Source organism: Parapontixanthobacter aurantiacus (assembly GCF_009827635.1).
Lineage (GTDB): Bacteria > Pseudomonadota > Alphaproteobacteria > Sphingomonadales > Sphingomonadaceae > Parapontixanthobacter > Parapontixanthobacter aurantiacus.
Window position 1 is genome coordinate 168,849 of sequence record NZ_WTYW01000001.1, and the last position, 26,065, is coordinate 194,913.

A 26,065-nucleotide genomic window follows, 5' to 3' on the forward strand; every position below is an offset into this window, starting at 1 on the left:
TTTCTGCCTTACTGCGCGACCCTGCGACCGAAGCCGCCGCCGCCCGGGCGCATCTGGCCGGACATCTGCGTCGCCTGGTTGGGCGCTGCAAAGACCGTACGACGGAAGTTCTTTTCCAGCCGGTCCGCGACATATTTCCAGAGCGTCGTCATTTCAGCAGCGCTGCGGCTTTCCGGATCGACTTCCATGACGGTGCGACCGTCGATCATCGAAGCGGCGAAATCGGTGCGATGGTGAAGGGTGATCGGCGCAACCGTGCCGTGCTGCGATAGGGCAACCGCGGCTTCCGACGTGATCTTGGCCTTGGGCGTTGCGGCGTTGACGACGAAGACCAGTGGCTTGCCGGCGCGTTCGCACAGATCGACCGTCGCACCAACGGCGCGCAGATCGTGCGGGCTGGGCCGGGTCGGCACGACGATGAGCTCGGCGACCGAGATGACCGACTGGATCGCCATCGTGATGGCGGGCGGCGTGTCGATGACCGCGAGCTTGAAGCCCTGTTGGCGCAGGACCTGAAGGTCGTTCGCGAGGCGCGCTACGGTAGTCTGGGCAAAAGCGGGATATTCCGCCTCGCGCTCGTTCCACCAATCGGCAAGCGAACCCTGCGGGTCGATGTCGATCAGGACGACCGGACCGGCTCCGGCCCGTTGTGCCTGAACTGCGAGATGGCCGGACAGGGTCGTTTTGCCCGATCCGCCTTTTTGCGATGCCAACGCCAATACACGCAAGGCTCTATCCCCTTCGATTGCCTTCGATCCAAAGTGCTTCTTCCGATGCCCCGTTTTCTGGTCGGGGCACGCCGGATTCAGCTTTCGAGGAAGGGAAATCGCACACGACCCCTAAATATTGGTTAAAATCGTCCTACCCGAATGCGGCCAGCGATTTATTTACGGGCGAGCGCGGCGAGCCGTTCGGGCACCCATGTTTTGGCGTTTGCCATGCTTCTTGCTAGAGCCTGCTCGTGCGCGAATATCGAATGGTGATCGAGGATTTATGACGAGGATGGGCAGGACAGGTCTCACGGCCATTTGGGTGGCAGCTTTCGCGGTCGCTGTCGCGCCACCTGCGGTCAGCCAGGAGGCGGACGTGCGCGCCGGAACGATCGCCTGGGAAGCAGGCCGGGACGCGGAAGCGGTGGCGCTCTGGCGCGAAGCGGCGGAAGCGGGCGATCCCGACGCCCTGTTCAATCTCGCCCAGGCCTATCGCCTCGGACGGGGCGTCGAAACCGATCTGGTCGAGGCGGAGCGTCTCTATGCGCTCGCAGCATCGACGGGGCACCTCGAAGCGACCGACAATCTCGGCATATTGCTGTATCAGAAGGGCGAGGAGCAGCGCGCCATGCCCTATATCGCCGGGGCGGCCGAGCGCGGCGACCCGCGCGCGCAATATCTACTGGGGTTGGCGCATTTCAACGGAGAGCTGGCGGAGCGCGACTGGCAGCGGGCCTATGCGCTGCTGCTGCTGGCGGACGAGAGCGGTCTGCCGCAGGCAACCGGCGCGCTCGCGCAGATGAACGAATATATCCCCGTCGACCAGCGCGAAGCCGGACGCGCGCTCGCGCAGATCATGGCCGCTGAACTTGCCGCGCTCTCGGAGGCAGGACCTCCGGCGCTTGCGTCGGAGACTGGGGCGCCGACGCCGGTTCCAGCTGCGAACGCGCCGTCAACCGCTACGCCCGAGCGATCGTCGGGCATCGCTTTTGCTCGCGAAGAAGTCGCCCAGCCGATCGAGCGGGTGGATCCCTCTGCCGGTCTGCCCGAACAGGCGCAGGCCGAAGCACTTGCTCCGCCGCCCGTTCGCGAAGTGCCGCAAACGGTCGCCGCTGCTTCACCCGCTCCCGAACCCGCGCCGACGCCAGCCGCCCCGCAGATGAGCGGGCCGTGGGCAGTGCAGATCGGAGCGTTCGGCGTGCCCGACAATGTCGAACGGATGTGGAAGCGCGCCATCGCCAGAAGCTATTTCGCCGATGCGAAGCGGGAAACGCGCGAACGCGGCAAGCTCACTTTCCTCTATGCCGGAGGCTTTGCCACGAACGACGCCGCCAGCGAAGCCTGCGCCGCGGCGAAGCGCGACGGTTTCGATTGCATCGTGAAGAAGCTCTGAGTTAGCTAACCATCCTGGCGCGGCAGCGCGGATCGGCATGAAGGGGGCAAATGTCGTGACCGAACTATCCGAGACGAATGCGGGCGGGGAAGCGACGCCGGATACGGCGGGCCCGCTGGGCGCGAGCAACAAGGAGCGGATCGGCAGCCTCGACTTCATTCGAGGCATTGCCGTCATGGGCATACTGTGGGCGAACATCGTCGCCTTCGGCCAGCCCGAAAGCGCCTATTTCTGGCCGGGCGGCTTTCTGTCGGGCGATGGCGATCCGTCGGGCGTCCTGTGGCTCGTCCAGCTCGTCCTCATCGACGGGAAGATGCGGGGCCTGTTCACGCTGCTGTTCGGGGCGGGAATGTATCTGTTCATGGAAAAGGCGTGGGCGAGGGGAGCGGGCCGCGCCTTGCAGGCCCGCCGCCTGTTCTGGCTGATGCTGTTCGGCACGATCCACTTCTACTTCATCTGGCACGGCGACATCCTGATGTCCTACGCCTTTGTCGGGTTCATCGGTCTCGCCTGCCTGAAATGGGCGCGGCGCACGCAGATGATCATCGGCCTTCTCGGCTATATCAGCGGGGCGATCCTCCTCCTGCCGGTCATGGCGCTCCCATACTTCATCGCCGAAACGCCGCTGGGCGAAAGCGCGGTCTATGCCGATATGCGCGAAGGCATGATGACGCAGAAGGCCGCCGATCTTGCCGAGGGGCAGGAAGTGGCCGACCTCAGGATCGAGGGCAGCTATGCCGATTTCGTCGCTTATAATTTCACCGAAAACCTGACCGATCCGCTGTTCTACTTCTTCCTCGCTTTGCTGGAAACGCTGCCGCTCATGCTTATCGGGATGGCGCTTTATCGCACGGGGCTGTTCGATGGCGGCATCCCGCGAAGCAAGCTGCTCAAATGGGGCTGGGCAGGCGTTATCGTCGGTTCGCTCCTGACGGCGGCAGTGGGCTGGTGGGCGATATCGGAGGGTCTCGGCTATTATGCATCGCTCGCTGCCTTCTTCGGGTTCAGTCCGCTGCCGCGTCTGCCCGTCACGCTCGGGCTTGCCGCGCTGCTCGTCGCCTATGCGCCGCGTGCCGACAGCGCGATCGGTTCGCGCATCACGGCGGCGGGCCGCATGGCGTTTTCCAACTATCTGGGGACGAGCATCCTCATGCTGTTCGTCTTTCACGGCTGGGCGCTGGGCTTGTTCGGCCAGTTGGGACGGTCGACGCTGTTCCTCGTCGTCGTCGCGACGTGGGCGATCATGCTGCTCTGGTCGAAGCCGTGGCTGGAGCGGTTTCGCTATGGCCCGCTCGAATGGCTCTGGCGCTGCCTCACCTATGGCCGCCTGTTTCCGATCCGTCGCTAAAGACTTGGGAACCGGCAGGCGTTGCCCGGCGGTTATTCCATGACGAAATAGATAACCCAGGCAAGGCCCGTACCGGCGATGAACAGCGGCCACGACCAATAGGCCGAATAGCCGTCATAGCTGACGTAATGCACGTAAAGCACGCCGCCGCGCGAACCGGACGAGCCGATGAACATCGACACGATCCAGGTCAGCAGGGTCCCCGGCAACAGGGATTTTGCAAATGAGATCATGGTGCGTGGCCCCTCAGCCGTTTGTCCTATGGTCCGAAAACGCGAGCGTTTCTCGCCAATCTCCGACTGGATAGCGCGAAGACCTTCACAATTTCCTAATCATCGCAAGGCGCTCGTTTGCGCATTTGAGCGTCCTGCGGGGCCAATTCATGCTGGAAGGCGGTGGGTCCGTGAGGAAAGAGGCGTTGCGGCGTTCTGGCCTTCGAAAAAGATGCGCCAGCGGGGGCTATCCGAACAGTCGGAGGCGATGGCAGTTGATGAATCAAGGAAATCCTCCAATCACCCGCGGGATTGAATATCTTTTGTTATGATTCAGGAACATCGGTGAATGAGAACGATAGCTAATCATATCAGAAAACGCATCCGCATCATTATTCACACGCTTTCGCAGTGGGGAACTTGCATGGCTTATCTTCGACAGACCCTAATACCTTCGCTATTCATTTTCGGCAGCGCTCTTTCTCTTCCAGCCAGTGCGCAAACGCCGCCAGTCGTCCCGCTGAACGAAAGCGAAACCTTGAGGGACCTCGCTTTGCCCGAAGCCGAGGTGATCATGCGCGTCCATGTCGCCAACGTCACGTCGACGGACCAACCCCTGATGCTGGCCACCTTCGCCGCGAGTCAGCCCGGCGTCGCGCAACTGCGCTTTCGCCACCGTTACAACAATGCGGAAGTTCGAGCGACGATCGTTTTCGAAAGTATGGCCCACTTCCTTTCCTGGAGAGAAACGGAGATGGCCCAATTCTTCGACGCATTTGGCCAGAACATCGAGATTAGGTCCGTGCGCATCGTCCGGCCCGAGGAACTGGCCAAAGCAGGCGCAAGCGACCTTTCGCAAATCGCCGACGACATCGCCATTACCTACCGCAACAGCGGGAACGAATCCGAAGGCGATGCCGATATCGACGCGGTCACGGTGATCTGCGGCGATGGCGCCCAGTGCAAGCCCAGCAATTGACGAGGTCGAAACGGAAACCGATCGCACAGGAGAAGGATGATTTGAATTTACCGAAAGCAACCGCAGCCTTTGCAGCGCTCTTTTCCATTGGCGCGTGTGCGACGCCGGGTAACCACGTGCTTCCGCCTTATACCCTCGCGAACGGTTCGCAGCTGCAGGATGTCGTTACCGTCGCGGGGGATCCGAAGGGCGGCGCGCCCAGTCTGACGGTCGTGACGACCTATGACGTCTCGCGGAAGGATTACACAACGATGCTGTCCCGCGAGTTTGCGGCGGGCGAACCGATCGGACCGGAAATCGCGAAAGGCCTGGCGCTAGGCGTTCCGATTGCCATCGGCGCAATCGGCGCGGCTGCGATCCGCGGGGAAGACAAGAGCTTCGTGCAGCAGACGAGCTACACCACGAAGGGCAATATCTCTTACAACGGCGATGCCGGCGACATCGATGCAGTCAATCAGGCGATCGAAACCTGCGAAGCGGACAGCGGCTGCAGCGTCAGCAACTAAGTCCAACGACGGTTCGGTCAGTACTGGGAGGAGCCGAAGACTGATGCCACGCCAGCGTTGCCAGCCAGAGCTTACGACATTCGTGATCGGAATATGACAGTTAATTGAACTTCAAGGATAGTCCGCTAAGTCCTTCTTGCCCAGGCGAGGGCCGACGGAGGCGGGCAATTGCGTTCTAGAGAAACCCGTAGGGCAATTGCCACATTGCTCGCAGTTGCAGTGGCAGCTCTCCTGCCAAGCTTTCTATTTGGACCGGGTCACTCCCACTCGGTCGACTATAACGTTGTTTGGACGAGCCAGTTCGGTACTGAAATGGCTGCCGGTAACCTATATCCCCGCTGGCTGCCTTACAGTTTCGAGGAACTTGGAAGCCCCGCTTTCTTCTTCTATCCACCGATCAGCTTCTGGATCGCCGGAGCCTTCGACGCTCTTGGCCTCTCCACGCTTGCAGCGATCAACGCAACCGCCCTGCTGGTTCTGTTCGCTTCCGGCGTGACGATGTACATCTGGCTTAAGGGTCGTTCTCAATGGCCAATGCTTTGGGCGGCGGCCTATATAATTGCACCTTACCACCTGATGGATTTCTACGTCAGGGGTGCGCTAGCGGAGTTTGCTGCCTTCGCATGGCTACCGTTGATCGCGCTGGCCATAGAACGGATGCCCGATAGACGTGCTCTTCCGCTGCTGGCACTTTCCTATTGCGGATTGATATTGACCCATCTTCCGACAGCGATGCTCGCCGGCATATTTTTGATTGCGCCGCTTGCAATTCGAAAACTGTGGCAAGATCCCCGTGCTCTTGTGCCGTTAGCCGCCAGCGGACTGTTTGCCTTTTCGCTTTCGGCATTCTTCCTGTTGCCAGCCCTCACCCTGCAGGATGAGATTTCCTCCTCCATGCTTTGGACAAGCTACTTCAGCCCGTCGACCTGGACATTTTTCGCATCGGGTAATCGCCTGTCAGATCCCGCAGTTTACTTCCTCGGCTTCGGGTTGATTGCGCTTTCCTGGTCTGCGTACTCCTTCTGGACTGTTGTCACTGTCGGAGCCGCGCTTGCGGCGATGGGTCTCGTCCCCTTCATCTGGGAGATAGAGCCTCTCACCCGAGCTCAGTTCCCTTGGCGTTTACTCGCTATTGTCGAGTTCGCAGCAATTACCGCCATCGCCACGGGCGGAAAACGGTCGCGCGGATACGGTGTTGCCTTGGTGCTCATCAGTTGCTCCTATCTGATATGGGGCGTGACGAGCGCAAGCTACCTTTCCAAAGAACTGCAATATGATCGCTGGGTCACACGATATTCCGATGCCGCGGAATATCTCCCCAAAGATTTTGATCTCAGCCTGCTCCGAAACGGACTTAAGCGTACTCCCGATCTTCGACAGTGGGAGCAGCTATCGCGCAGCGAAACGATTTCCATCAGCGAAGCCGGCACCGTCACTTTTCGCCGCGCCGCCTTTCCAATCTGGAAAGTTTTCAACGAGAGCGGAAAAGAAATAGCGTATCATGGCCCGGTCATACAGTTTCAAGCCGAGCCCGGGACTTACAGTCTGCAACGAGTGTATCTGTGGCAAGAGACTATCGGAGCGATCATCACTCTTTTTTCTGCCGTCGGCCTCATAATATCTTCTAACTTCCGGCGGAGGTCATCTCTACCCCGGACATAGCAGATTGACCTTACGCTGCTTTAAAAGCGAAATTGGGAACAGGTTGGATTGCACAGCCTCCCATACCGTCCGACCGTCCAATGAAGGAGCCTCGTTCAGCCCATCCTGTTTTTCTGCCTTTACGTGATTTAATAACGGTACGTCCGCTTTCCTCCCAAACGTCGACCCCTGGGGGTGAGCGGAATGCAGCCGAAAGAAAAATGGCGACTATTCCTAAACGGAGTGCTGAAACCGGACCGGCAGCAAATGACTTCGTTGACGCCACAGGGCAAGGCACCTTAATTCTTGGCTAGATGGTTTATGCTACCTCCAATAAGACACGCGTTGCGGGATGCAGTGTCATGCTACTCTTATTTGTCGGGCTACCCTTCGCCTACCTAGCCGGAGGGCCCTTCACGGAGACGTTCCCGCGTCCTTTTACATCGAAGAGCTGGATCGCCGCTACCGGCAATAGCATTGATGATGACCGACGATGCGGCATGCTTGCCGATCTCAAATATCGGGTTGGCATTGAAGGGAAGACCCGGACGGAAGTGATCGCGCTTTTGGGCGAGCCGGAAGATCGCCGCTATGAGCCGGGTATGAGCTACTGGCTGCTATGTCCGAGCTTCTTGGATATCTGGGTTCTAGGAGTCCGGTGGGAAAACGGCCGCGCAGTAGAAACTGTAGTGCACGACACCTAGCGTCTGCTTTCCACCCCATAGTCAGACGTTCGCAAGCTCCCGACATAGGCCCTAAAGCGGACAGGCTGCTATCGCGGTTTGTGTGCTGAAACCGGACTGGCAGCTAACGACCCCATTGCGGTCATTCGTTTTTCCGAACATTCTTTTACGGTCGGCAAATGGCAATGGAAAATGTGGAGACTGATGTGAGCAAGTTGCCATGGTGGACGGGAAGCATTTTCTTCGGATTGAGCTGTCTTGGACTTGTGTTTGCGAATGGGGAAGATCCACTCTCTGACGGTTTCATAGCAATCGGCAGAATAGCGTGCGGGCTTCTTGCGGTCGTGATGGTCGGCGGGGTTTTGACACGTGGCTACAAGATTGGTCAAAGACCATCAGACGATGAACGCTAGGGTCCGCTTTCCACCCCAATTCAGACATTCAGTTGTAGAACGCGGAATCCAAAAGCGGACTGACTACTTGCGCGCTTTCTGGTTCAAAACCAGGCTGTCAGCTAACGACCCAAAGCAGACGCATGCCGACCTTTGTTGCTTCTTCAATGCGGTCGATCATTTAGCGAAAAGCAATGGGTATCTGCAGCATCCGTTAGGGAGTTTCAGGCGACTGGGTGAAGTCGCCGCACGTCAACCGACCATGTATCCTGCGTCAGACGCTGCTGTCGGGTAAGCGAACATCGTCGATTGAATATCGTTTGCAGTCAGCCCATGCCGGATGGCGAGACTGAAAATATTGATAAGTTCGTCAGCGTCGGGGCCGACGAGGTGTGCACCCAGAATGCGGTCCGAGCCTTTCTCGATCAGAACCTTGTGTCCATAAATCTCCTCGTTCAGACGCCGCGCCGAAAACCAGCTTGGGTGTGATCCAGCGTTCACCTCGAAATCCAAACCGGCTTCGCGCGCCTCGCGTTCCAGCGCCCCGACCCTCGCTGCGGGCGGTTCGGTGAAGAGTACGCTCGGCACGCCCCGGTAATTTGGTTTTCGACCGCTATCTTCGAGTATATTCTCCACCACGACCTTTGCATCGTGACTGGAAACAGGTGTCAGAGGCGGCCCATTGGCGGCAGCGTCCCCAGCGGCGAACACTTTGTCATTGCTTTGGCTGCGGAGCTGCGGGGTAAGCAACAAACCGGATTTACCCCGAGCTACTTCACCCGCCTCCAGGTCGAGTTCGCCGATTGCGGGCACTCTGCCTGCTGCGTGCACTGCGAGTTCTGTCTTGATCGTGCGGTCGCCAGCGTGCACCGTGAGACCCGCGCCATTGTCCGTCACGCCGCTGACCTCCGCGTCCACAATCTCAATTCCTAGATCATCAAAGCTCGACATCAGCCATTCGACGATGTCAGGGTCGAATGCCTTCAAGAGACGGCCACGTTGGAGGATCGTGACTTTGGCTCCGGCGCGTGCAGCGAGATGGGCAAATTCCGCCGCAATATAACCACCGCCGACGAACACGATCTGATCAGGAAGTGTATCCAGTTCAAGAAAGGCGTCGCTGTGGGTCAACAATTCCTCACCTTTGATCCCAAGCGGTCGAGGGGTCGCTCCGGTTGCGATCAGTGCGTGGGAGAACCGCAGGTCGTTACCCTCCACTTTGATCCGATCGGGGCCAGCGAAGCGCGCCCTGCCGTGGAACGTTGCAACGCCCTTGCGTTCGTATCGCGCCTGTTGCTTCTCTGGGACAGGATTGGTGAAGCTGCGCTTGAAGGCCTGTAGTTCGTTCCAGTCTATTGAAGCCGACCCATTGATACCGTTCCCTTCCATTCGCTTGAAAGCTGCGAGCGCCTCCTCGCCGCTAACCATCATCTTTTTGGGGTCGCACCCGCGAAGGGCGCACGTGCCCCCATAGGACCGATAATCGATAACCGCGCATCGCTTCCCCTCGTCGGCCATGCGATGGACAGCGACCTGCGCAGCCGTTCCGGAACCGATTGCGATGAAGTCAAACTTCTCAGCCACTACAGCAATTTCCCTCTTGGATCGGTGGGCAGGGGACCGTGCCGTATGAACAGAACACGCAGCAATCGCCGTGGAGCGGCTGAAGGCGTACGCCGCAGCTCGAGCAATTATAGAAAAACATGCAGGCGTTGGTCGGCATTTCCTCTTCCTTCTCGTGCCCGCACTCAGGACAACGCAGGCGAGAAGTCAAAATCAGTTCAGCCATAAAAGAAAGCTCCAATCAGCAATACTGCACCGATGGCGATCCCTACGGCGGTCAAAACCCGATAGGTTAGTGAGCCACAATTCCCATCAGCCGGGCACGTTCGGACGGTGTGAAATTGCCAAAGTAGTCGGAGAGTTGCCGCGAAAAGCAGAACCGACGCGAGGATAAGAAGCGGTGACCGATAAGGCGCTACGACCGGTGACACACTGCCAAGCCAAGCCGAACCTACGCCGACCGACGCCAGTGCCAAAGGAAGCGCACAGCAAGCGGCAGCACCGAATGCTGCAAAGAGGCCGCCGCCCGTAGCTAATCCGTTCCACCAAGTGCCAAGGCTGCGCATTGAATGTCCTTTTGCAGAATCCGAGTCGCAGCCATATCTACTGTCTGTAGCAACTACAGACTCAAGGGGTTCTGTGTGAAAATCGGTGAAGTGTCGAAGCAAACCGGATGCAACATCGAGACGATCCGCTATTACGAACGGATCGGTGTGATCGAGCCGCCCCCGCGCAAGGGTGCTTACCGCGATTATGGTCCGTCGGATATAGAGCGCCTCCGTTTCATCCGGCGCGCACGAGAACTCGGCTTTTCGCTTGAAGAGGTGCAAGCACTGCTCGATCTTGCGCCCCGACCTCAGAAGAATTGCGATCGAGTGCAATCGATCGCCGAACAGCACCTATCAAATGTTCGCACCAAGCTAGCAGATCTCAAACGGATGGAAATTGCTATCGCCACATTGGTCGAACAGTGCGGCACAGGGAATCATGATCAATGTCCGGTGGTAGAGAGTTTAACCGGTAACGACTGAAACGGCCGCGCAGCAAGGTTCGAGCGCACCAGATAAAGCCGGCAGCTATCCACCCCCAGTCAGACATTCGCTTGCAACGAAAGGCGCGACCAAAGCAGACGCTGCCGTAGCGTATGGCGTAACCGAGCCTGAGTACTAGTCGCCGCACGCGGGAAACACCCCGGTTAAGCCTCGCCAGAACAAGACTGGCGTCCCTCGCAATTCAGTCAGACGTTTCCTCGCGCTCGCGGATTTCCTGGGAGATCTGCCGCCGCTCGCGCGCGCTGTTCGTCGCCAGCCGCGTTTCCAGCAGAAAGACGAGCAACGCGCCCGAAAGCAGCACGACGGCGACGATCCACGCCCCCGCGACAAGAGTGCCGATGCGCGGCTGGATATATGCGCTCACGAACAGGAACGCCACGACGAGGCAGATGACGAGCGCGGCCCCCGTCGACAGATTGATCGCCCATTGCGCATAGCTGCGCCGTTGCCTGAGGGCCGGCAATTCGAGCCGCCGCAGCTTGCCAGCCCCGCGATCAATCGCCCGCTCGATCCGCTCGATTTTCTCGATCAGCCAGAACAGGCGCGCATTCATCACGTTGAGGAACGCACCGATGGCGGCCAGCATGAAGACGGGTGCGAGCGACAACTGCACGATCTGCTGCACCTGCCGCGTGCTCGATGTCCGCTCGATAAGGTCGCCGGCCACCGTCAGGGTCTGAGTAAGCGCAGGGTCCACGATGCTATGGAGCATAGGGGTTCTTCGAACTCTTGAGAGTGACGCGGACGGGCACGGCGTCGAAGCCGAGACTGTCGCGGATGCCGTTCACGAGATATCGTTCGTAACTCGTCGGCAGCGCATCCAGCCGGGTTCCGAACACGACGAAGCGCGGGGGCCGGGTTCCGACTTGCGTGATGTAGCGCAGCTTGATCCGCTTGCCCTTCGGAGCGGGCGGGGGATTGGCTTCGAGTGCGTCGTCGAACCAGCGGTTGAGGGCGGCGGTAGGAACCCGCTTCGACCAGCTTTCACGAATCTCGAACGCCGCGCCGATTATCGTGTCGAGCCCCTTGCCGGTGCGTGCGCTGACCGCGAGGACGGGCAATCCGCGTACCTGGGCCAGGCCGTCATCGAGGGCCGCCTTGATCCCGTTGAACAGGTAGCTCGCATTTTCGGCGACGTCCCATTTGTTGATCGCGACGATCAGGGCGCGCCCTTCCTCGAGCGCCATTGCGGCGATCTTCAAATCCTGATGTTCGAGGCCCTGCGTCGCGTCGAGCAGCAGGACGACGACTTCGGCGAAATCGACGGCGCGCCGGGCATCGGCGACCGAGAGGCGTTCGAGCTTCTCGACGACCTTCGCCTTCTTGCGCATCCCCGCCGTGTCGATGAGGCGGACATCGCGCCGTTCGCCGCTCCTGGGGTCGGTCCATTGCCAGTCGATCGCGATCGAATCGCGGGTGATGCCGGCTTCCGGTCCTGTCAGGAGCCGGTCCTCGCCGAGCAGGCGGTTGATGAGCGTCGACTTGCCGGCATTCGGGCGCCCGACGATGGCGAGTTTCAGGGGGCCGAGCAGGGTGTCCTCACCGTCTTCCTCACCTGCGGACTTCTTTCCGTCGCGCACGGCATCGGCCTTCTCCCCGATGATCGGGTAGAGCGCGTCGAACAGGTCGGCGACGCCTTCGCCATGTTCCGCCGAAAGGGGGACGGGCTCGCCGAAACCGAGAGAGTATGCCTCGAAAATGCCAGCCTCGCCCTGCTTGCCCTCGGCCTTGTTGGCGACGAGGACAACAGGCACGGATTGGGAGCGGAGCCAGCGACCGATCTCTTCGTCGAGCGGGGTAAGGCCGTTGCGCGCATCGACGACGAAGAGGGCGACGTCCGCGCCTTCGAGGCTGACCTCGGTCTGCGCGCGCATTCGGCCGGGCAGGGTGTCGGGATCCTCGTCCTCCCACCCGGCGGTGTCGACGATCGTGAATTGCAGGTTCGCAAGCTCGGCATCGCCCATGCGCCGGTCGCGGGTTACGCCGGGCTGATCGTCGACAAGCGCGAGCTTCTTTCCGACCAGGCGATTGAACAGGGTCGACTTGCCGACATTGGGTCGGCCGATGATGATGACTTGCGGCTTCATGGAACGAGGGAGGTGGCCTCTCGGCGACGGAATGGCAAGCGCCGGCACGCCTTAACGGGTGCTTGGTGCCTTTGAGGGCGGTTTAGGTGCCATTGAAGCTATTGTTGCAAAAGACGCCGATTATCAGCCTAAGCCTTTGCAATAGGGGGATTTTCTCCCAGATCCTCGTACCATGCCTCGACCGGACCGTTCAGCTTGAGGGTCAGGGGATTGCCCTTGCGATCGACGGTCTTGCCCGCCTGAACGCGCACCCAACCCTCGGAAATGCAGTATTCCTCGACGTTCGTCCGCTCCGTTCCCTTGAAGCGGATACCGATGCCGCGCTGGAGCTTTTCCTGGTCGAAAAACTTGCTGCGCGGGTTCACCGACAGATGGTCGGGTGGCACGTCGCCAGCGCGATTTTCGGCGGATTCCTGCGGATTTTCGGGGGTCGTTTCTTCTGTCATGGCCGCGCCTTTACCCAGCCTTTGCAAGGCAGGCAATAGAAGCGTTGGGGTACGCCAAGATCACTCGGGCGGCGGCATTTCCTGCGGGCCGGGATCGGGCTCGATCGTATCTGGCTGTGGCGGTTCGTAGGTCGGATCGGGGACGTTCGGCGTCTCCGCCGGCGTCGTGTCCGGCGGACTTTCCGGAGGGGATTGCGGTTCGATCGTATCGGGGGAGGGTGGTTTGGTAGCCATTTCAATAACTTCCTTGGATCGTGCGTTCAGTCGGGCGGTAGCAAGGTTTCGGGCGAGAGGCTGTCGAGCTCACGCTCGCCCTTGCCGTCCTGCCGGTCGCGGTCATGAATTTCCTTCAGTTTCTCGCGGGCTTCTTCGCCTTCTTCGCGCGTCGTTGCTTCTTTGCTGCCCTCGGCGAGATTGTCGCCGTCCTCGTCGGTCAGTTCGCGCGCCTCGACCGGATCGACGTTGGGATCGATCGTGGGCGGGGTTGCGGGCGGCACCTTCGGCTTGTCGTAATCATCCATGGGTAATGCATCCTTTCCCTCGACCAACGCCCCATCAAGGCGGCCCGTTCCGTCGCCCTAGCCGCGAAAAGCGAGCGCCTCATCGCCGCGCTTGCCCTTTTGTCACCCACGCTATAGAGGCGCGGGGCTAATCAGGGGGCGCCCGCCGCCCTCCGGTCGCGTTTGGCCCGCGGGCGTGGCGGAATTGGTAGACGCGCTGGTTTTAGGTACCAGTATCTAACGATGTGGGGGTTCGAGTCCCTTCGCCCGCACCAGATTGTGACCAGGTTTCTCGCCGCTCCGGCGCTCATGTTTGACAAGAAGGTTTGAGTTTAACCCCATGCAGATCAAGGAAACGACGAATACCGGCCTCAAGCGCGCCTATGCGCTGACCATTCCGGCTGCGGAGATCGAATCGAAGATCGACGGCGAAGTCAAGAAGATCGCCCCGCAGGTCAAGATGCCCGGCTTCCGGCCCGGCAAGGTGCCCGGAAACCTCGTTCGCAAGATGCATGGCGAGCAGCTTCACGCCCAGGTTCTTAACGAAACCATCCGTTCCTCCGTCGACGATCTGATGAAGGAAAAGAAGCTGCGGCCCGCGATGCAGCCTGACATCTCGCTCGACGAAAGTTACGAGCAGGGCAAGGATGCGGAAGTTTCTGTCGCGATGGAAATCCTGCCTGAAATCGAGGCACCCGAAACCGACGATCTTAAGATCGAGAAGCTGACGGTGCCGGTAACGGACGAGCAGGTCGACGAGGCGCTGGAACGGATTGCCGGACAGAACAAGTCCTACAAGGATGCTCCCAAGACGAAGAAGGCTGCGGAGGGCGATCAGCTCATCATCGATTTCGTCGGGCGCATGGATGGCGAGGAATTTGAGGGCGGCAAGGCCGAAGGCGCGCCGCTGGTTATCGGGTCGGGTCAGTTCATCCCGGGCTTCGAGGACCAGCTGACGGGCGTCAAGGCAGGCGACGAAAAGACGATCAAGGTCACCTTCCCGGACAATTATCCGGCGGAAAACCTTGCCGGAAAGGAAGCCGAGTTCGACATCACCGTCCAGTCGGTGAAGGTCGAGGACGAAACCAAGGTCGACGACGAGTTCGCGAAGAACCTCGGGCTCGACGACCTGCAGAAGCTGAAGGACGTCCTGCGCGCTCAGCTGGAGCAGGAAACCGCCGGTCTTACGCGCACGCAGATGAAGCGTTCGCTGCTCGACCAGCTTGCTGCCGGACACGATTTCGACGTGCCCGAAGGAATGGTCGAAGCCGAGTTCAACCAGATCTGGCAGCAGCTGCAGCAGGAAGTCGCCAAGTCCGACGATCCCGAAGAAGCGATGAAGGAGATCGAGGCGGAGAAGGACGATTACCGCAAGATCGCGGTCCGCCGGGTTCGGCTAGGGCTGCTCCTGTCGGAAATCGGTCAGGCCAATAACGTTCAGGTCTCCGGACAGGAAATGAACATGCTGATCCAGCAGGCTGCCCAGCAATACCGGCAGGAAGACCGGCAGCGCTTCATGGAGTATGTCCGCAACGACCCGATGGCAGCGGCCCAGTTGCGCGCTCCCATATACGAGGACAAGGTCGTCGACTTCCTGTTCGACAAGGCTGAAGTGACCGAACGCGAAGTAACACGCGAGGAACTCGAAGCGGCGATCGAAGCCGAAGAAGAAACGGAAGCGAAACCGGCCGCCAAGAAGAAGGCCCCGGCAAAGAAGTCGGCGGCCAAGAAAACCACTTCGAAAGCGGACGACAAGGAAGCAACCGAAAAGCCTGCTGCCAAGAAGGCTCCGGCGAAGAAAGCCGCTGCTTCGAAAGATAGCCAAAAAGACGCAGGCGAAACGAAGCCGGCCGCTAAGAAAGCGCCTACGAAAAAGGCTGCTTCGAAGTCTGCGAAGGCAGACGAACCGGCAAAGAAGGAAGCCGCTAAGAAGCCTGCGGCCAAGAAAACTGCAGCCAAAAAGCCCGCTTCGAAATAAGCGCCGTCAAACAATCGAAAGCCCGCTCGGTCTGCCTGATCGAGCGGGCTTTTTTGCGTCCGGTAGGCGTTAGCGGACCCCGACGCGCCGGGCGAAGGTGTCGAAGGACGGTTCGGCGAGTTTGACTGTCCGCGCCCGTTCGTAGGCCGCTCCGATCTTCAGCGCCTCATGATCGGCCCATTGCCGGCTCATGAAGCTGAGACCGACCGGCAAACCCTCGACCGCTCCCATAGGCACGGTCAGATGCGGATATCCCGCGACAGCGGCGAGACTGCCTGCCCCGATGCCGCCACTGTAATTGTCGCCGTTTACGAGATCGGTGGTCCAAGCCGGGCCGGTGGTAGGGGCGATCAGAACATCGACGCTGTTCTCACGCAGCAGACGATCGATACCTTCGGCACCGGCGAGACGTAGCGCCGTGCTACGCGCATTCTCGTATTCCTCGCGGCTCGTGGCGTTCTGCGCCATCAGGAAAATGTCCTGACCGAACCAGCGCATTTCCGCCATGGCGTTGGCTTCGTTATATGCGATGAGGTCGGAAAGCGTCTGCGGACCGTTCTGATCAGGAAGGCTTTGCAGATACCGCGCCATTTCTTCGCGCAGTTCGTAGAGGAGGGTGGTGAACTCGGCTTCGCCCAGATCGGGGTGCCGCTGGTAATCGACGTCTACGAGGATCGCGCCAGCCTCGCGAAGGTCGGACACGGCCTGCTCGAAGAGCGAGGAGACGCCGTCGTGATTGCCGATCTGGTTGCGCATAATGCCGATACGGACACCGTCGAGCGATGCCGTTTCGAGACCTTCGGTAAAGTCCGCAAGATGAGGTTCGGCGGCGGTCGTGGCGGCGTCCGCTTCCTCCACCCCGGCGATGGCGTTGAGCAGCATTGCTGCATCGGAGACGCTTCTGGTCATCGGACCCGCCGTGTCCTGCGAACTGCTGATCGGGACGACATGCGTGCGGCTGACGAGGCCGACGCTCGGTTTGAAACCGACGATGCCGTTGACGCTTGCCGGGCATGTTATGGAGCCGTCGGTCTCTGTACCGATCGCAGCCCAAGCAAAGTCGGCAGCGACCGCCGCGGCGCTCCCCGAGGACGAACCGCAGGTGTTGCGATCGATCGCATGGGGATTGCGCGTCAGACCGCCAATGGCGCTCCACCCGCTGGTCGAGTTCTGATCGCGGATGTTCGCCCATTCGGACAGGTTCGCCTTGCCGAGCACGACGCCGCCCGCTTCGCGGAGATTGGCGACCAGTGGTGCGTCGCGCCCGGTGAAGTTGTCTTCGAGAGCCAGGCTGCCTGCGGTCGTAGGCAGCTCTCGCGTCTCGATATTGTCCTTCACAAGCACGGTCCGGCCAGCCAGCGGAAGACCAGCAGCCTCCGCTTCGCGCGCTTCCGTCGCCGCGTTCGGGTTCAGCGCGATGACGGCGTTGATCCGCGGCCCGGCATCATCGAGTTGCAGGATGCGACGGACGTGTTCGTTCACGATCCGCTCCGCGACGGGCTGATTGGCGGCTTCGTCCAACTCTTCTGCGCTCGGAACGGTGATGGCATCCTGCGCCTGGGCTGGCCAAGCCGACACGGTAGCAAGGAGGAGGGCGGAGAACGGGAAAAGCGTTTTCTTCATGAGGCTGACTATTCGCCAGATCTGGCGAATTTGGCAAGATCGTGCGAAACAGGGGCCGTTGGCGTTCGCTAACTGCTTGTCGCGCCTGACCTTGGGTGCGTTCGCAGCTACGAAACGGGCGTGGTCGTGGAGCAATCGCTCCTGCCCCTTGAACATGAGGCCGTTTGAACCGAGATATGCGCCGACAGACAAACCCGAGGAACTAACTGACATGATCGATCTTTCCGCTCAGCTTGGCGACACATACGGTACGCAGGGCCAGTTCACGCGCGATCCCGTGACCGGCGCACTCGTGCCGATGGTCGTCGAACAGACCAGCCGGGGCGAGCGGAGCTTCGACATTTTCAGCCGCCTGCTGCGCGAGCGGATCGTGTTCGTGACCGGCCAGGTCGAGGACGGAATGGCTTCGCTGATTACCGCGCAGCTTCTGTTCCTCGAATCCGAGAACCCATCGAAGCCCATTTCGATGTACATCAACTCGCCCGGCGGCGTCGTGACCGCGGGCATGGCGATCCACGACACGATGCAGTACATCAAGCCGCGCGTTTCGACGGTCTGCATGGGACAGGCCGCTTCGATGGGCAGCTTCCTGCTCGCAGCGGGTGAGCCGGGCATGCGGATCGCCTTGCCGAATGCGCGGATCATGGTTCACCAGCCGTCCGGCGGCGCGCGGGGCATGGCCTCCGACATCGAAATTCAGGCGCGCGAGATCCTGAGGATCAAGAGCCGCATGAACGATCTTTACGTGAAGTATACGGGTCAAAGCCTCGACGAAATCGAGCGGGCAATGGACCGCGACACCTTCCTCGAAGCGGAGGAAGCGATGAAGTTCGGCATCGTGGACAAGGTCTTCGAAACGCGCCCCGAGGGCGAGATCAAGGACGAAGACGAAATGGGCAGCGGCGGCGCTCCGTCCTGAAACGACACGCCGTCGCGGGCTCCGGCCCGCCGGTAGCGTTTCGGCAACCTTGCCGCTTCAGCTTATATAAAGCCGTTCCGGCTAGTGTCGGGATGAACTTTTGTGACCATTGTAAAATGCGGTGCTCGCATTAAACTTCCCGTTTCCTCTATGGTCGGCGCCGCTGGCTTGAACTGGATTCGGATTGACAGGAATGACGAAATTGAGCGGAACCGATAGCAAAAGCACACTATATTGCAGCTTCTGCGGGAAGTCGCAGCATGAGGTCAGGAAACTGATCGCCGGACCGACCGTCTTCATCTGCGACGAGTGCGTCGAGCTGTGCAACGACATCATCCGAGAGGAAACGAAGGCTGGCATCGTCGGTCGCAAGCAAGGTGAGGTTCCGAGCCCTTCGGAAATCTTCGCGACCCTGAATGACTACGTCATCGGTCAGGATCGCGCGAAGCGTGTCCTCTCCGTCGCTGTGCACAATCATTACAAGCGTCTGAAGCATTCGGGCAAAGCGGGCGACGTCGAACTCGCGAAGTCGAACATCCTGCTTGTCGGCCCGACCGGCACGGGCAAGACCTTGCTGGCGCAGACGCTGGCCCGCACGTTCGACGTTCCGTTCACGATGGCCGATGCGACGACCCTGACCGAAGCAGGCTATGTCGGTGAGGACGTCGAGAACATCATTCTCAAGCTGCTGCAAGCGTCCGACTACAATGTCGACAAGGCGCAGCACGGCATCGTCTATATCGACGAGATCGACAAGATCACTCGCAAGGCCGAAAATCCGTCGATCACGCGCGACGTTTCGGGCGAGGGCGTGCAGCAGGCGCTGCTCAAGCTGATGGAAGGCACGACGGCCTCCGTTCCCCCGCAGGGCGGTCGCAAGCATCCCCAGCAGGAATTCCTGCAGGTCGACACGACGAACATCCTGTTCATCTGCGGCGGGGCTTTTGCAGGGCTCGACAAGATCATCGCCGATCGCTTGCAAAAGCGGTCCATCGGCTTCGGCGCGCATGTCGCTGATCCCGACAAGCGGCGAATCGGCGAACTGCTCGAAAAGAGCGAGCCGGAAGACCTTCTGAAGTTCGGCTTGATCCCCGAATTCGTCGGTCGCCTGCCCGTCATCGCGACGCTTCACGATCTCGATGCAGATGCGCTCATCACCATCCTGACCGAGCCGAAGAATGCGCTCGTGAAGCAGTATGCCAAAATGTTCGAGCTGGAAGACGGTGTCGTCCTGACCTTCAAGGAAGACGCCCTGACCGCCATTGCCGAACGGGCGATCAAGCGGAAGACCGGTGCGCGCGGCTTGCGTTCGATCGTAGAGGGCATCCTGCTCGACACGATGTTCGACCTGCCCGATCTCGAGGACGTGAACGAGATCGTCATCGACAAGGAAGTGGTCGAGGGTCGTAAGGAGCCCATTCGGGTCGTTTCCGGGAAGAAGGGCAAGAAGGAAGAAGCAGCCTGATGTCCGGCGGCGCCCGTCTTTCGCGGACGGGCCCGCTGCTGCTCGGCGCAGCCCTTTCTGCCGTGCTTGCGCTCGCGCATCCGGCGACCGCGCAGCTGAAGGCTGATCGCACTCAGGGTTCCCTCAAGGTCGACGAACAATCGCCGCAGGCCGTGGCCGCGCCTTCGGTCGAGGCTGGCTCAACCGCTGTTAGGCGCAAGCTCGAATGCCGCACGGGTCCGGTCATTCATCAGCTCGGCGGGACGTGGTGGTACGTTTTCAGCTGCACGGACGAGAAATCGCTCATTTTCGTGAGCGACCGTCGCAACCCGTCCTATCCGTTTATTTTCTTCGCACTGGCGCAGGAAAACCGCTACGAATTGCGCGGCGAAGGAACCGGCGATAGCGAGGCGGCCGCTCCAGCCTTCAAGGAACTAGAAAGCCGTACCGCGGCGCAACTGTTCGAGCTCGTCGCCGAAACCGAGGCTGTCGCGAAGTAAGCCTTACGATCAACAGTCGTTAGAGGATGCCGAACAGTTTGGCGTCTCGATCCGAGCCTGCTCGATCTGAATGGTAACATGTCCGATGGCGTGATGATGTTCCAGTTCGGAGGCGATCTCGCGCAGGAACGCGTCGCCGGGCCGATTGTCCGGCATGACGAGACGGGCCGTCAGCGCCGTCTCCGTCGTGCTCATGGGCCAGATATGCAGGTCATGAACCGCTTCGACGCCTTCGAGCGTTGCGAGATAAGCACGCACCTTAGTCTCTGAAACCGACCGCGGCACGCCGAGCAGCCCGAGCGCAAGGCTGTCCTTTGCGAGGCTCCACGTTCCCCATGCTATCACCGCGACGATTACGAGCGAGGTGACCGGGTCGATCCAAGTCAGCCCGGTGAGCAGGATCGCTGCACCGGCAATCACGACCCCGACGGAAACGAGCGCATCGGCCGCCATGTGCAGGAACGCGCCGCGAATGTTGATGTCGTTCTTCCGTCCGCGCACGAACAGCAGCGCGGTCGCCGTATTGATGACAATGCCGATCCCGGCCACGACGATCATCGTCCAGCCTTCGACGGGGGCGGGCTCGCTGAGGCGGTTGATCGTCTCGAACAGGATCGCTCCGATCGCGATGAAGAGCAGCGCCGCATTCGCTATCGCCGCGAGGATGGTGGAGCTTTTGAAACCGTAGGTAAAACGGGCGGTCGCCGGTTTGCGCGCCGCAATGCTGGCTGCCCAGGCGAGGATCAGGGCGAGTACGTCGGACAGATTATGTCCGGCGTCGGCGATCAGTGCCATCGAACCGGCGATGTAACCGTAAGTCGCCTCGACGATGACGAAGATGATGTTGAGGGTTACGCCAATCGCGAAGGCGCGCCCGAAATCCGCTGGTGCATGCGAATGCCCGTGACCCTCGTTCGAGCCATGCGAATGATTATGCGCCCCACCCATCGCTTTAGCGGTACACGCACTCATCCAGTCCGTCACGCGCGACGACGCCAATCCGCGCGGCGATCGTATTGCCGTGTCCGCGAAGCCAGCCTTGCGGGTTCACGACGGATCGCTCCTTGGGGAGGGGAAGGGCAGCGGCCATGCGGGCCGCCTGCAACGGCGTCAGCCGAGCGGCGGAACGGTTGAAATAACGCTGAGCACCCGCCTCCGCGCCATAGGTGCCGATGCCCGTTTCCGCGACGTTGAGATACATTTCCATGATCCGGCGCTTCCCCCAGATATTTTCGATGAGGAAAGTGAACCACGCTTCGAGACCTTTGCGAACATAGCCGCCGCCTTGCCAGAGGAAGACGTTCTTGGCGGTCTGCTGACTGATCGTAGAGCCGCCCCGGATACGGCCCCCTTCGGCATTGCGGCGCACGGCATTGGCGATCGCTTCGGTATCGAAGCCGTTATGCTGGCAGAACTTCCCATCCTCCGCCGCGATGACCGCCCGCACGAGATTGCGGTCGATATCGCCCAGTGGCTCCCAGTCCTTCGTGATGCCGTTCTCGTCCATCAGCATCGTCGCTGTCACGGGCGTAGGCAGAAAGCGCAGGATTACAACGAGAAGCACGCTCACGATGACGAAGATCGCGATGGTCTTGACGGTGAACAGGAGGATGCTTCGGATCATGGGCAATAGGGGTCATAAACGAAAAAGGCGCGACAGGAACATCCTATCGCGCCTCTTTTCGGTTGCGCCGTTCATCAAGCGGCGGTCGGCATCAGCCTTTCGCCGGCAATACGCTGCATCGCCTTTTGCAGCTTCTCGAAGGCGCGCACTTCGATCTGGCGAATACGCTCGCGCGAGACATTGTAGACCTGGCTCAATTCCTCGAGAGTCTGCGGATTGTCCGTCAGGCGCCGTTCGGTCAGGATATGCTGCTCGCGTTCGTTCAGCGCGTCCATCGCCTCGCCCAGCATCTCGTGCCGGACCTGCTTCTCCTGAGCATCGGCAACCGTCTCGTCCTGCAGAGGACGGTCATCGGTCAGCCAGTCCTGCCACTGGCCGGCGCCTTCCTCGTCACCGCGCATCTGGACGTTGAGCGAGGCATCGCCGCCCATCATCATGCGGCGGTTCATGTTAATAACTTCCTGCTCCGGAACGCCGAGATCCGTCGCGATCTTCGCGAGATCATCAGGATGGAGGTCGCTGTCTTCGTAGGCGTCGAGCTGCTTCTTCATCCGGCGAAGGTTGAAGAACAGCTTCTTCTGTGCAGCCGTGGTCCCCATCTTGACGAGGCTCCACGAGCGCAGGATGAATTCCTGCATCGAGGCCTTGATCCACCACATCGCATAGGTTGCGAGGCGGAAACCGCGATCGGGTTCGAATTTCTTCACGCCCTGCATCAGACCGACATTGCCCTCGGAAATGAGGTCCGAGACGGGCAGGCCATATCCGCGATATCCCATTGCGATCTTCGCAACGAGACGCAGGTGGCTCGTGACGAGCTGCGCCGCCGCTTCGGGGTCTTCATGCTCGGCATAGCGTTTGGCGAGCATGTATTCCTGCTCCGCCGTCAGCACCGGGAATTTCTTGATTTCGGCCAGATAGCGGTTGAGGCTTTGCTCGCCGCTGAGAGCCGGGACCGTCGGGGTCTTGTTATTACTCACTTTATCCCTAACCTTTCATGTGCCAGCCTCTGCTACTTTGTCGGACCCTCGATAGGCGTCCGGCGGGTGAGGCCGCATCACTCAATATATACAAAAGTTGCCGGATTTGCAGCGACTTTTGTCGATTTCAACGAGTGGCTTTGTCGATAAGTTCCAGCATGTCCGGGGGCAGTTCGGCCCGGAAATCATGCGTTTTACCGGTCACCGGATGTTCGAAACCGAGTTCGGCCGCATGCAACGCCTGTCGTTCGAAACCGATGCTGTCGAGCAGCGGTCTGAGCCGCGCAGGTGTGCGTCCGTATGTCTTGTCTCCCAATAGCGCATGACCAATTGACGCACAGTGAACGCGAATCTGGTGCGTTCGCCCGGTCTCGAGGCGGCATTGGATTAGCGAGCATCCGTCAAGCGTGCGCAGCGTTTCATAATGCGTAATCGCGTGCTTACCGCGCTGGCTGTCATCCGGCAGAACCGCCATCTTCTTCCGGTTCCTGTCCGACCGGCCGATCCGCGTCGCGATCGTCCCGCTGGCGGGATGCGGCGTACCCGCACAAACTGCAAGATAGCGGCGTCGGATCGAATGCTCCGCGAATTGTTTCGCGAGGCCTTCATGGGCAGCATCGGTCTTGGCGACGATGAGCAGGCCGGACGTGTCCTTGTCGATGCGATGGACGATGCCGGGACGTGCAACCCCTCCGATCCCGGAAAGCTCGCCCGAACAGTGATGGAGGAGCGCGTTGACGAGCGTTCCGTCATGATTTCCGGCAGCCGGGTGGACTACCATGCCGGCGGGCTTGTCGACGACGACGAGGTATCGATCCTCGAAAACGATATCGAGCGCGATCTGCTGCGGTTCGGCGGCGAGAGCGACGGGGGGCGGCAGATCGATCTGGAAATCGCACGGAGCCGTAATCTTTTCCGATGCGCTGAGATCCCGTGACCCGCCGATTTCAATCGCTCCCTCGGCGAGCAGAACCTTGACGCGCTCCCTCGAAAGCCCGGAAGCCTGCGCGATGGCCTTGTCCAGCCTGACGTCGCCCTCCTTCAGTGTTCCCCTGATGACTTTAGCCTCGGCCATGACTAGGTTCGATGGCCGATGGCGGTCGAAATCTCAAGCAAGCTGCTCGCGAAGATGACCAATCTCGCTACTGCTGCCTATCCTAGGGAGGCCTGCGGCATTCTGGTGGGGCAAGGCGACCGGATCGAGCGATTGATACCCGCGCCGAATGTACACGAACAACCGGAGCGTTTCTTTACCATCGATCCGCAGACGCTCATCGACGTGCATCGCACGATGCGCGGCAGCGAAAGCCGCGTCGTGGGCTACTTTCACTCGCATCCCAACGGACGGGCAGCACCATCGGCCGTCGACCGGGCACATGCGACGGGCTTGGGCGACATCTGGGCGATTGCGACCCGGGACCGTGTTACGTTCTGGCGTGACGACGAGGAGACTTTCAGAGCGCTTTCCATAACGGTCCTTGATGTCTAAGAGGCGTGACGTCACGTTACGTCCCGCTACGATTTTCCCGAGATAACCATGAGCGACAATCCTTCCATAGATCTTGCCAGCCTGATGTGCTCGCGCCTTTGCCACGACATGCTGAGCCCGGTCGGGGCGATCAGCAACGGGCTGGAACTGCTCGCCGAAGAGCAGGACCCCGAAATGCGGGAGAAGTGCCTCGAATTGCTGGAGCAAAGCGCGAAAATCAGCGCCGACAAGCTGAAATTCTTCCGCCTCGCTTTCGGGGCTGCGGGCGGTTTCGGCGAAGCTGTCCCTGTCGAGGAACCGCGCGACCTGATCGATGCGCTGGCCAGCAATAATGCCCGTATTTCGCTGAACTGGGCGCTCTCCGACAGGACCCTACCCAAGCCTGCGGTGAAGGTCATGCTGAATTTCGCGCAGATCGCGATCGATGCGCTGATCCGCGGCGGCACGCTCGACATCGGCGCGGAAACGAGAAACGGGGCGACCGAAATCGTCGTTCGGGCAACCGGCGACAAGGTGGCGTTCGACGAGACCATCGGAAAGGCGCTCGACGGATCGACCTCGCCTTCGGAACTGACGAGCCGGACGGCTGCGGCCTACATGATCTCCCGCTTGGCGGAGGATCTGGGCGGCGGGTTGCAGTACAAGCACGACCCCGGCGCGCTCGTTCTCGGCGCGGTGCTCCCCGAGCCTGAAGGAATGATCGGGTGAGCGAGGGCGCCGGCCCCGATTATCACGAAAGCGGACAGCCGGCTGCCGATGAACTCGTACACCGGATCGTCGCCTCGCCCAATTTCGATGAACGCGCTTTGCCGATCTCGATGGTGGTCATTCACTATACCGAGATGGACAATGCGGAGCTGGCGATAGAACGCCTGAGCGACCCGGAATCGAAGGTTTCCGCGCATTACCTCATCACTGAAGACGGCGAAGTGGTCCAACTGGTCGAGGAAGCCAAGCGTGCATGGCACGGCGGCGTTTCCTACTGGCGGGGCCACAAGGACGTTAATTCGGCGAGTATCGGCATCGAACTCGATCATCCGGGGCATCGGCACGACTATCGCGGCTTTTCGCGAAAGCAGATAGACGCGCTCATACCGCTACTGGCGCGGATCGTGCGCGAACATGACATTCCGCGGGCAAATGTTGTCGGTCATTCGGACATCGCGCCTGCTCGAAAGATCGATCCGGGCGAGCTGTTCCCGTGGGAGCGGCTGGCGGATTACGACCTTGCCCTGCCGCGTCCGCAGAAGCTCGAACTGGGCGATCCCTTCGATAATGACGGGGCATTCTATCTCGCGCTCGAACGCTTCGGCTATGACGTGACCGACGGGCGCAAGGCGGTGGAGGCGTTTCAGCGGCGCTGGCGGCCGGAGAAGATCGACGGGCAGATCGACGGGCAGATCCGCGCGATTTTGTTCCAATTGCTCTTGGATCGAGACGCCGGCCGGACTAGATAACAGCGTGCCAGGGGGCCGGGCAGTCGCGTCGGAGCGTTCGCGCTTCGCCGAGGAAAGTCCGGACTCCATGAAACAAGGGTGGCGGGTAACGCCCGCCGGACCGTGGCCGACGCTGCGGTTCAGGGACAGTGCCACAGAAAGCAGACCGCCGATGACGCGAGCCTTTTCAAGGACTTGGCGAACAGGCAAGGATGAAAGGGTGCGGTAAGAGCGCACCGCGCGGGCAGTAATGTACGCGGCATGGCAAACCCCACCCGGAGCAAGGCCGAATAGGGGCGGCGCGCCGCGAGGCAGGGATGTTTCATCCCGAGCACGCCCGGGTTGGCTGCTGGAGCGGGAAAGCGATTTTTCGCCTAGAGGAATGGCTGCCCCTCCCGTGGCAGGTCGCTAAGGCGATACCGCATGGCGAGGACAGAATCCGGCTTACAGGCCCCCTGGCATCGCAGAATTCAGGGCTTTTCGAACCTTTTTTCGCGCTTCGTGGACCGAAAAGTCGCCGGCACGTTCATTGATGTCTAAAGCGTCCTCAACTGCACCTA

29 protein-coding genes, 1 tRNA gene and 1 other RNA gene are annotated in these 26,065 nt (G+C 60.4%); 16 read left to right on the forward strand and 15 right to left on the reverse strand.

The genetic code is table 11. The annotated features are described in order from the left end of the window. Window positions 1-8: 8 nt before the first annotated feature. The gene (locus GRI38_RS00785; RefSeq protein ID WP_160681126.1) at window positions 9-728 is read right to left on the reverse strand and encodes a ParA family protein; all 720 of its coding nucleotides are present in this window, start codon (window positions 726-728) and stop codon (window positions 9-11) included. A gap of 274 nt (window positions 729-1,002) precedes the next feature. On the opposite strand from GRI38_RS00785, the gene GRI38_RS00790 reads away from it, so the two are divergent. Beyond that, window positions 1,003-2,103, forward strand: a complete 1,101-nt coding sequence (locus tag GRI38_RS00790; RefSeq protein WP_160681127.1) for an SPOR domain-containing protein — start codon at window positions 1,003-1,005, stop codon at window positions 2,101-2,103. Window positions 2,104-2,158: 55 nt separating this feature from the next. Then, window positions 2,159-3,451: a DUF418 domain-containing protein gene (locus GRI38_RS00795; protein WP_337191211.1), complete on the forward strand. Its 1,293-nt coding sequence runs from the start codon at window positions 2,159-2,161 to the stop codon at window positions 3,449-3,451. 32 nt (window positions 3,452-3,483) lie between these two features. On the opposite strand, the gene GRI38_RS00800 is transcribed toward GRI38_RS00795, so the two are convergent. After that, window positions 3,484-3,684 (reverse strand): hypothetical protein, encoded by a 201-nt coding sequence (locus GRI38_RS00800; protein ID WP_202389811.1) that lies wholly within the window; start codon window positions 3,682-3,684, stop codon window positions 3,484-3,486. 532 nt (window positions 3,685-4,216) lie between these two features. On the opposite strand from GRI38_RS00800, the gene GRI38_RS00805 reads away from it, so the two are divergent. The 4 genes from GRI38_RS00805 (at window position 4,217) to GRI38_RS00820 (ending at window position 7,493) form a co-directional block, all read left to right on the forward strand. After that, entirely contained in the window at window positions 4,217-4,642 is a 426-nt protein-coding gene (locus GRI38_RS00805) for a hypothetical protein (RefSeq protein WP_160681129.1), read from the forward strand. A 41-nt stretch (window positions 4,643-4,683) separates the two neighbouring features. Further along, the gene (locus GRI38_RS00810) at window positions 4,684-5,148 is read left to right on the forward strand and encodes a hypothetical protein (protein WP_160681130.1); all 465 of its coding nucleotides are present in this window, start codon (window positions 4,684-4,686) and stop codon (window positions 5,146-5,148) included. A 312-nt stretch (window positions 5,149-5,460) separates the two neighbouring features. Continuing rightward, entirely contained in the window at window positions 5,461-6,810 is a 1,350-nt protein-coding gene (locus GRI38_RS00815) for a glycosyltransferase family protein (protein ID WP_160681131.1), read from the forward strand. A 479-nt stretch (window positions 6,811-7,289) separates the two neighbouring features. Continuing rightward, window positions 7,290-7,493, forward strand: coding sequence for a hypothetical protein (locus tag GRI38_RS00820; protein WP_160681132.1), 204 nt, complete (start codon window positions 7,290-7,292; stop codon window positions 7,491-7,493). 623 nt (window positions 7,494-8,116) lie between these two features. Here the strand turns inward: GRI38_RS00820 and GRI38_RS00825 are convergent. Genes GRI38_RS00825 through GRI38_RS00835 form a run of 3 tightly spaced genes read right to left on the reverse strand, consistent with a single transcriptional unit; the run spans window position 8,117 to window position 9,993 of the window. Then, window positions 8,117-9,448, reverse strand: a complete 1,332-nt coding sequence (locus GRI38_RS00825; protein WP_160681133.1) for an FAD-dependent oxidoreductase — start codon at window positions 9,446-9,448, stop codon at window positions 8,117-8,119. Further along, entirely contained in the window at window positions 9,441-9,653 is a 213-nt protein-coding gene (locus GRI38_RS14190) for a GDCCVxC domain-containing (seleno)protein (RefSeq protein WP_160681134.1), read from the reverse strand. Before GRI38_RS14190 ends, GRI38_RS00825 begins: the two co-directional genes overlap by 8 nt. Next, window positions 9,646-9,993 (reverse strand): mercuric transporter MerT family protein, encoded by a 348-nt coding sequence (locus GRI38_RS00835; protein ID WP_160681135.1) that lies wholly within the window; start codon window positions 9,991-9,993, stop codon window positions 9,646-9,648. Before GRI38_RS00835 ends, GRI38_RS14190 begins: the two co-directional genes overlap by 8 nt. Window positions 9,994-10,068: 75 nt before the next feature. Between GRI38_RS00835 and GRI38_RS00840 the strand changes: the two genes are divergently transcribed. Then, window positions 10,069-10,458, forward strand: coding sequence for a MerR family transcriptional regulator (locus tag GRI38_RS00840; protein WP_337191212.1), 390 nt, complete (start codon window positions 10,069-10,071; stop codon window positions 10,456-10,458). Between the two features lie 202 nt (window positions 10,459-10,660). Here the strand turns inward: GRI38_RS00840 and GRI38_RS00845 are convergent, their stop codons facing one another. From GRI38_RS00845 to GRI38_RS00860, 5 genes are all read right to left on the reverse strand, one after another. Then, on the reverse strand, window positions 10,661-11,191 hold the full coding sequence (locus GRI38_RS00845; RefSeq protein WP_160681137.1) for a DUF2721 domain-containing protein: 531 nt from the start codon (window positions 11,189-11,191) through the stop codon (window positions 10,661-10,663). Further along, complete coding sequence (der, locus tag GRI38_RS00850) at window positions 11,181-12,566, reverse strand: ribosome biogenesis GTPase Der (protein WP_160681138.1); 1,386 nt, start codon at window positions 12,564-12,566, stop codon at window positions 11,181-11,183. Before der ends, GRI38_RS00845 begins: the two co-directional genes overlap by 11 nt. 128 nt (window positions 12,567-12,694) lie before the next feature. Beyond that, the gene (locus GRI38_RS00855) at window positions 12,695-13,012 is read right to left on the reverse strand and encodes a DUF3297 family protein (RefSeq protein WP_160681139.1); all 318 of its coding nucleotides are present in this window, start codon (window positions 13,010-13,012) and stop codon (window positions 12,695-12,697) included. A 60-nt stretch (window positions 13,013-13,072) separates the two neighbouring features. Further along, entirely contained in the window at window positions 13,073-13,246 is a 174-nt protein-coding gene (locus GRI38_RS13870) for a hypothetical protein (RefSeq protein ID WP_202389812.1), read from the reverse strand. A gap of 26 nt (window positions 13,247-13,272) precedes the next feature. Continuing rightward, the gene (locus GRI38_RS00860; protein ID WP_160681140.1) at window positions 13,273-13,533 is read right to left on the reverse strand and encodes a hypothetical protein; all 261 of its coding nucleotides are present in this window, start codon (window positions 13,531-13,533) and stop codon (window positions 13,273-13,275) included. A gap of 169 nt (window positions 13,534-13,702) precedes the next feature. On the opposite strand from GRI38_RS00860, the gene GRI38_RS00865 reads away from it, so the two are divergent. Together GRI38_RS00865 and tig are read left to right on the forward strand one after the other, a co-directional pair. After that, window positions 13,703-13,787, forward strand: a tRNA-Leu gene (locus GRI38_RS00865). Between the two features lie 65 nt (window positions 13,788-13,852). Then, entirely contained in the window at window positions 13,853-15,490 is a 1,638-nt protein-coding gene (tig, locus tag GRI38_RS00870; protein ID WP_160681141.1) for a trigger factor, read from the forward strand. A gap of 69 nt (window positions 15,491-15,559) precedes the next feature. Here tig and GRI38_RS00875 read toward each other — a convergent pair whose 3' ends face one another. Continuing rightward, window positions 15,560-17,326 carry an amidase gene (locus tag GRI38_RS00875; protein WP_237487297.1) on the reverse strand — a complete coding sequence of 589 codons (1,767 nt, stop codon included), beginning with the start codon at window positions 17,324-17,326 and terminating at the stop codon, window positions 15,560-15,562. Here GRI38_RS00875 and GRI38_RS00880 point away from each other — a divergent pair. From GRI38_RS00880 to GRI38_RS00890, 3 genes are all read left to right on the forward strand, one after another. Further along, window positions 17,325-18,032, forward strand: coding sequence for an ATP-dependent Clp protease proteolytic subunit (locus GRI38_RS00880; RefSeq protein ID WP_160681142.1), 708 nt, complete (start codon window positions 17,325-17,327; stop codon window positions 18,030-18,032). The two genes, GRI38_RS00875 and GRI38_RS00880, sit on opposite strands and share 2 nt — an antisense overlap. A gap of 193 nt (window positions 18,033-18,225) precedes the next feature. Continuing rightward, window positions 18,226-19,497 (forward strand): ATP-dependent Clp protease ATP-binding subunit ClpX, encoded by a 1,272-nt coding sequence (gene clpX, locus GRI38_RS00885; protein WP_160681143.1) that lies wholly within the window; start codon window positions 18,226-18,228, stop codon window positions 19,495-19,497. Beyond that, complete coding sequence (locus GRI38_RS00890; RefSeq protein WP_160681144.1) at window positions 19,497-19,976, forward strand: hypothetical protein; 480 nt, start codon at window positions 19,497-19,499, stop codon at window positions 19,974-19,976. The genes clpX and GRI38_RS00890 overlap by 1 nt, the downstream gene beginning before the upstream one ends. 9 nt (window positions 19,977-19,985) lie before the next feature. On the opposite strand, the gene GRI38_RS00895 is transcribed toward GRI38_RS00890, so the two are convergent. The 4 genes from GRI38_RS00895 to GRI38_RS00910 all read right to left on the reverse strand — a co-directional run bounded on the left by GRI38_RS00895 (window position 19,986) and on the right by GRI38_RS00910 (window position 23,655). Continuing rightward, entirely contained in the window at window positions 19,986-20,948 is a 963-nt protein-coding gene (locus tag GRI38_RS00895; protein WP_419880254.1) for a cation diffusion facilitator family transporter, read from the reverse strand. Next, a complete protein-coding gene (gene mtgA, locus GRI38_RS00900) occupies window positions 20,929-21,600 on the reverse strand; it encodes a monofunctional biosynthetic peptidoglycan transglycosylase (RefSeq protein ID WP_160681145.1) in 672 nt (223 codons plus the stop codon). Before mtgA ends, GRI38_RS00895 begins: the two co-directional genes overlap by 20 nt. Before the next feature lie 74 nt (window positions 21,601-21,674). Then, window positions 21,675-22,580, reverse strand: coding sequence for an RNA polymerase sigma factor RpoH (gene rpoH, locus GRI38_RS00905; RefSeq protein WP_160681146.1), 906 nt, complete (start codon window positions 22,578-22,580; stop codon window positions 21,675-21,677). Between the two features lie 127 nt (window positions 22,581-22,707). Then, on the reverse strand, window positions 22,708-23,655 hold the full coding sequence (locus GRI38_RS00910) for an RluA family pseudouridine synthase (RefSeq protein WP_160681147.1): 948 nt from the start codon (window positions 23,653-23,655) through the stop codon (window positions 22,708-22,710). Window positions 23,656-23,673: 18 nt separating this feature from the next. On the opposite strand from GRI38_RS00910, the gene GRI38_RS00915 reads away from it, so the two are divergent. The 4 genes from GRI38_RS00915 to rnpB all read left to right on the forward strand — a co-directional run bounded on the left by GRI38_RS00915 (window position 23,674) and on the right by rnpB (window position 25,968). Beyond that, the gene (locus GRI38_RS00915; RefSeq protein WP_160681148.1) at window positions 23,674-24,069 is read left to right on the forward strand and encodes a M67 family metallopeptidase; all 396 of its coding nucleotides are present in this window, start codon (window positions 23,674-23,676) and stop codon (window positions 24,067-24,069) included. A 48-nt stretch (window positions 24,070-24,117) separates the two neighbouring features. Then, window positions 24,118-24,777: a histidine phosphotransferase family protein gene (locus GRI38_RS00920; protein WP_160681149.1), complete on the forward strand. Its 660-nt coding sequence runs from the start codon at window positions 24,118-24,120 to the stop codon at window positions 24,775-24,777. A 110-nt stretch (window positions 24,778-24,887) separates the two neighbouring features. After that, entirely contained in the window at window positions 24,888-25,526 is a 639-nt protein-coding gene (locus GRI38_RS00925; RefSeq protein WP_160682375.1) for an N-acetylmuramoyl-L-alanine amidase, read from the forward strand. Between the two features lie 7 nt (window positions 25,527-25,533). Beyond that, window positions 25,534-25,968, forward strand: an RNA gene (gene rnpB / locus GRI38_RS00930) — RNase P RNA component class A. Window positions 25,969-26,065 lie beyond the last annotated feature (97 nt).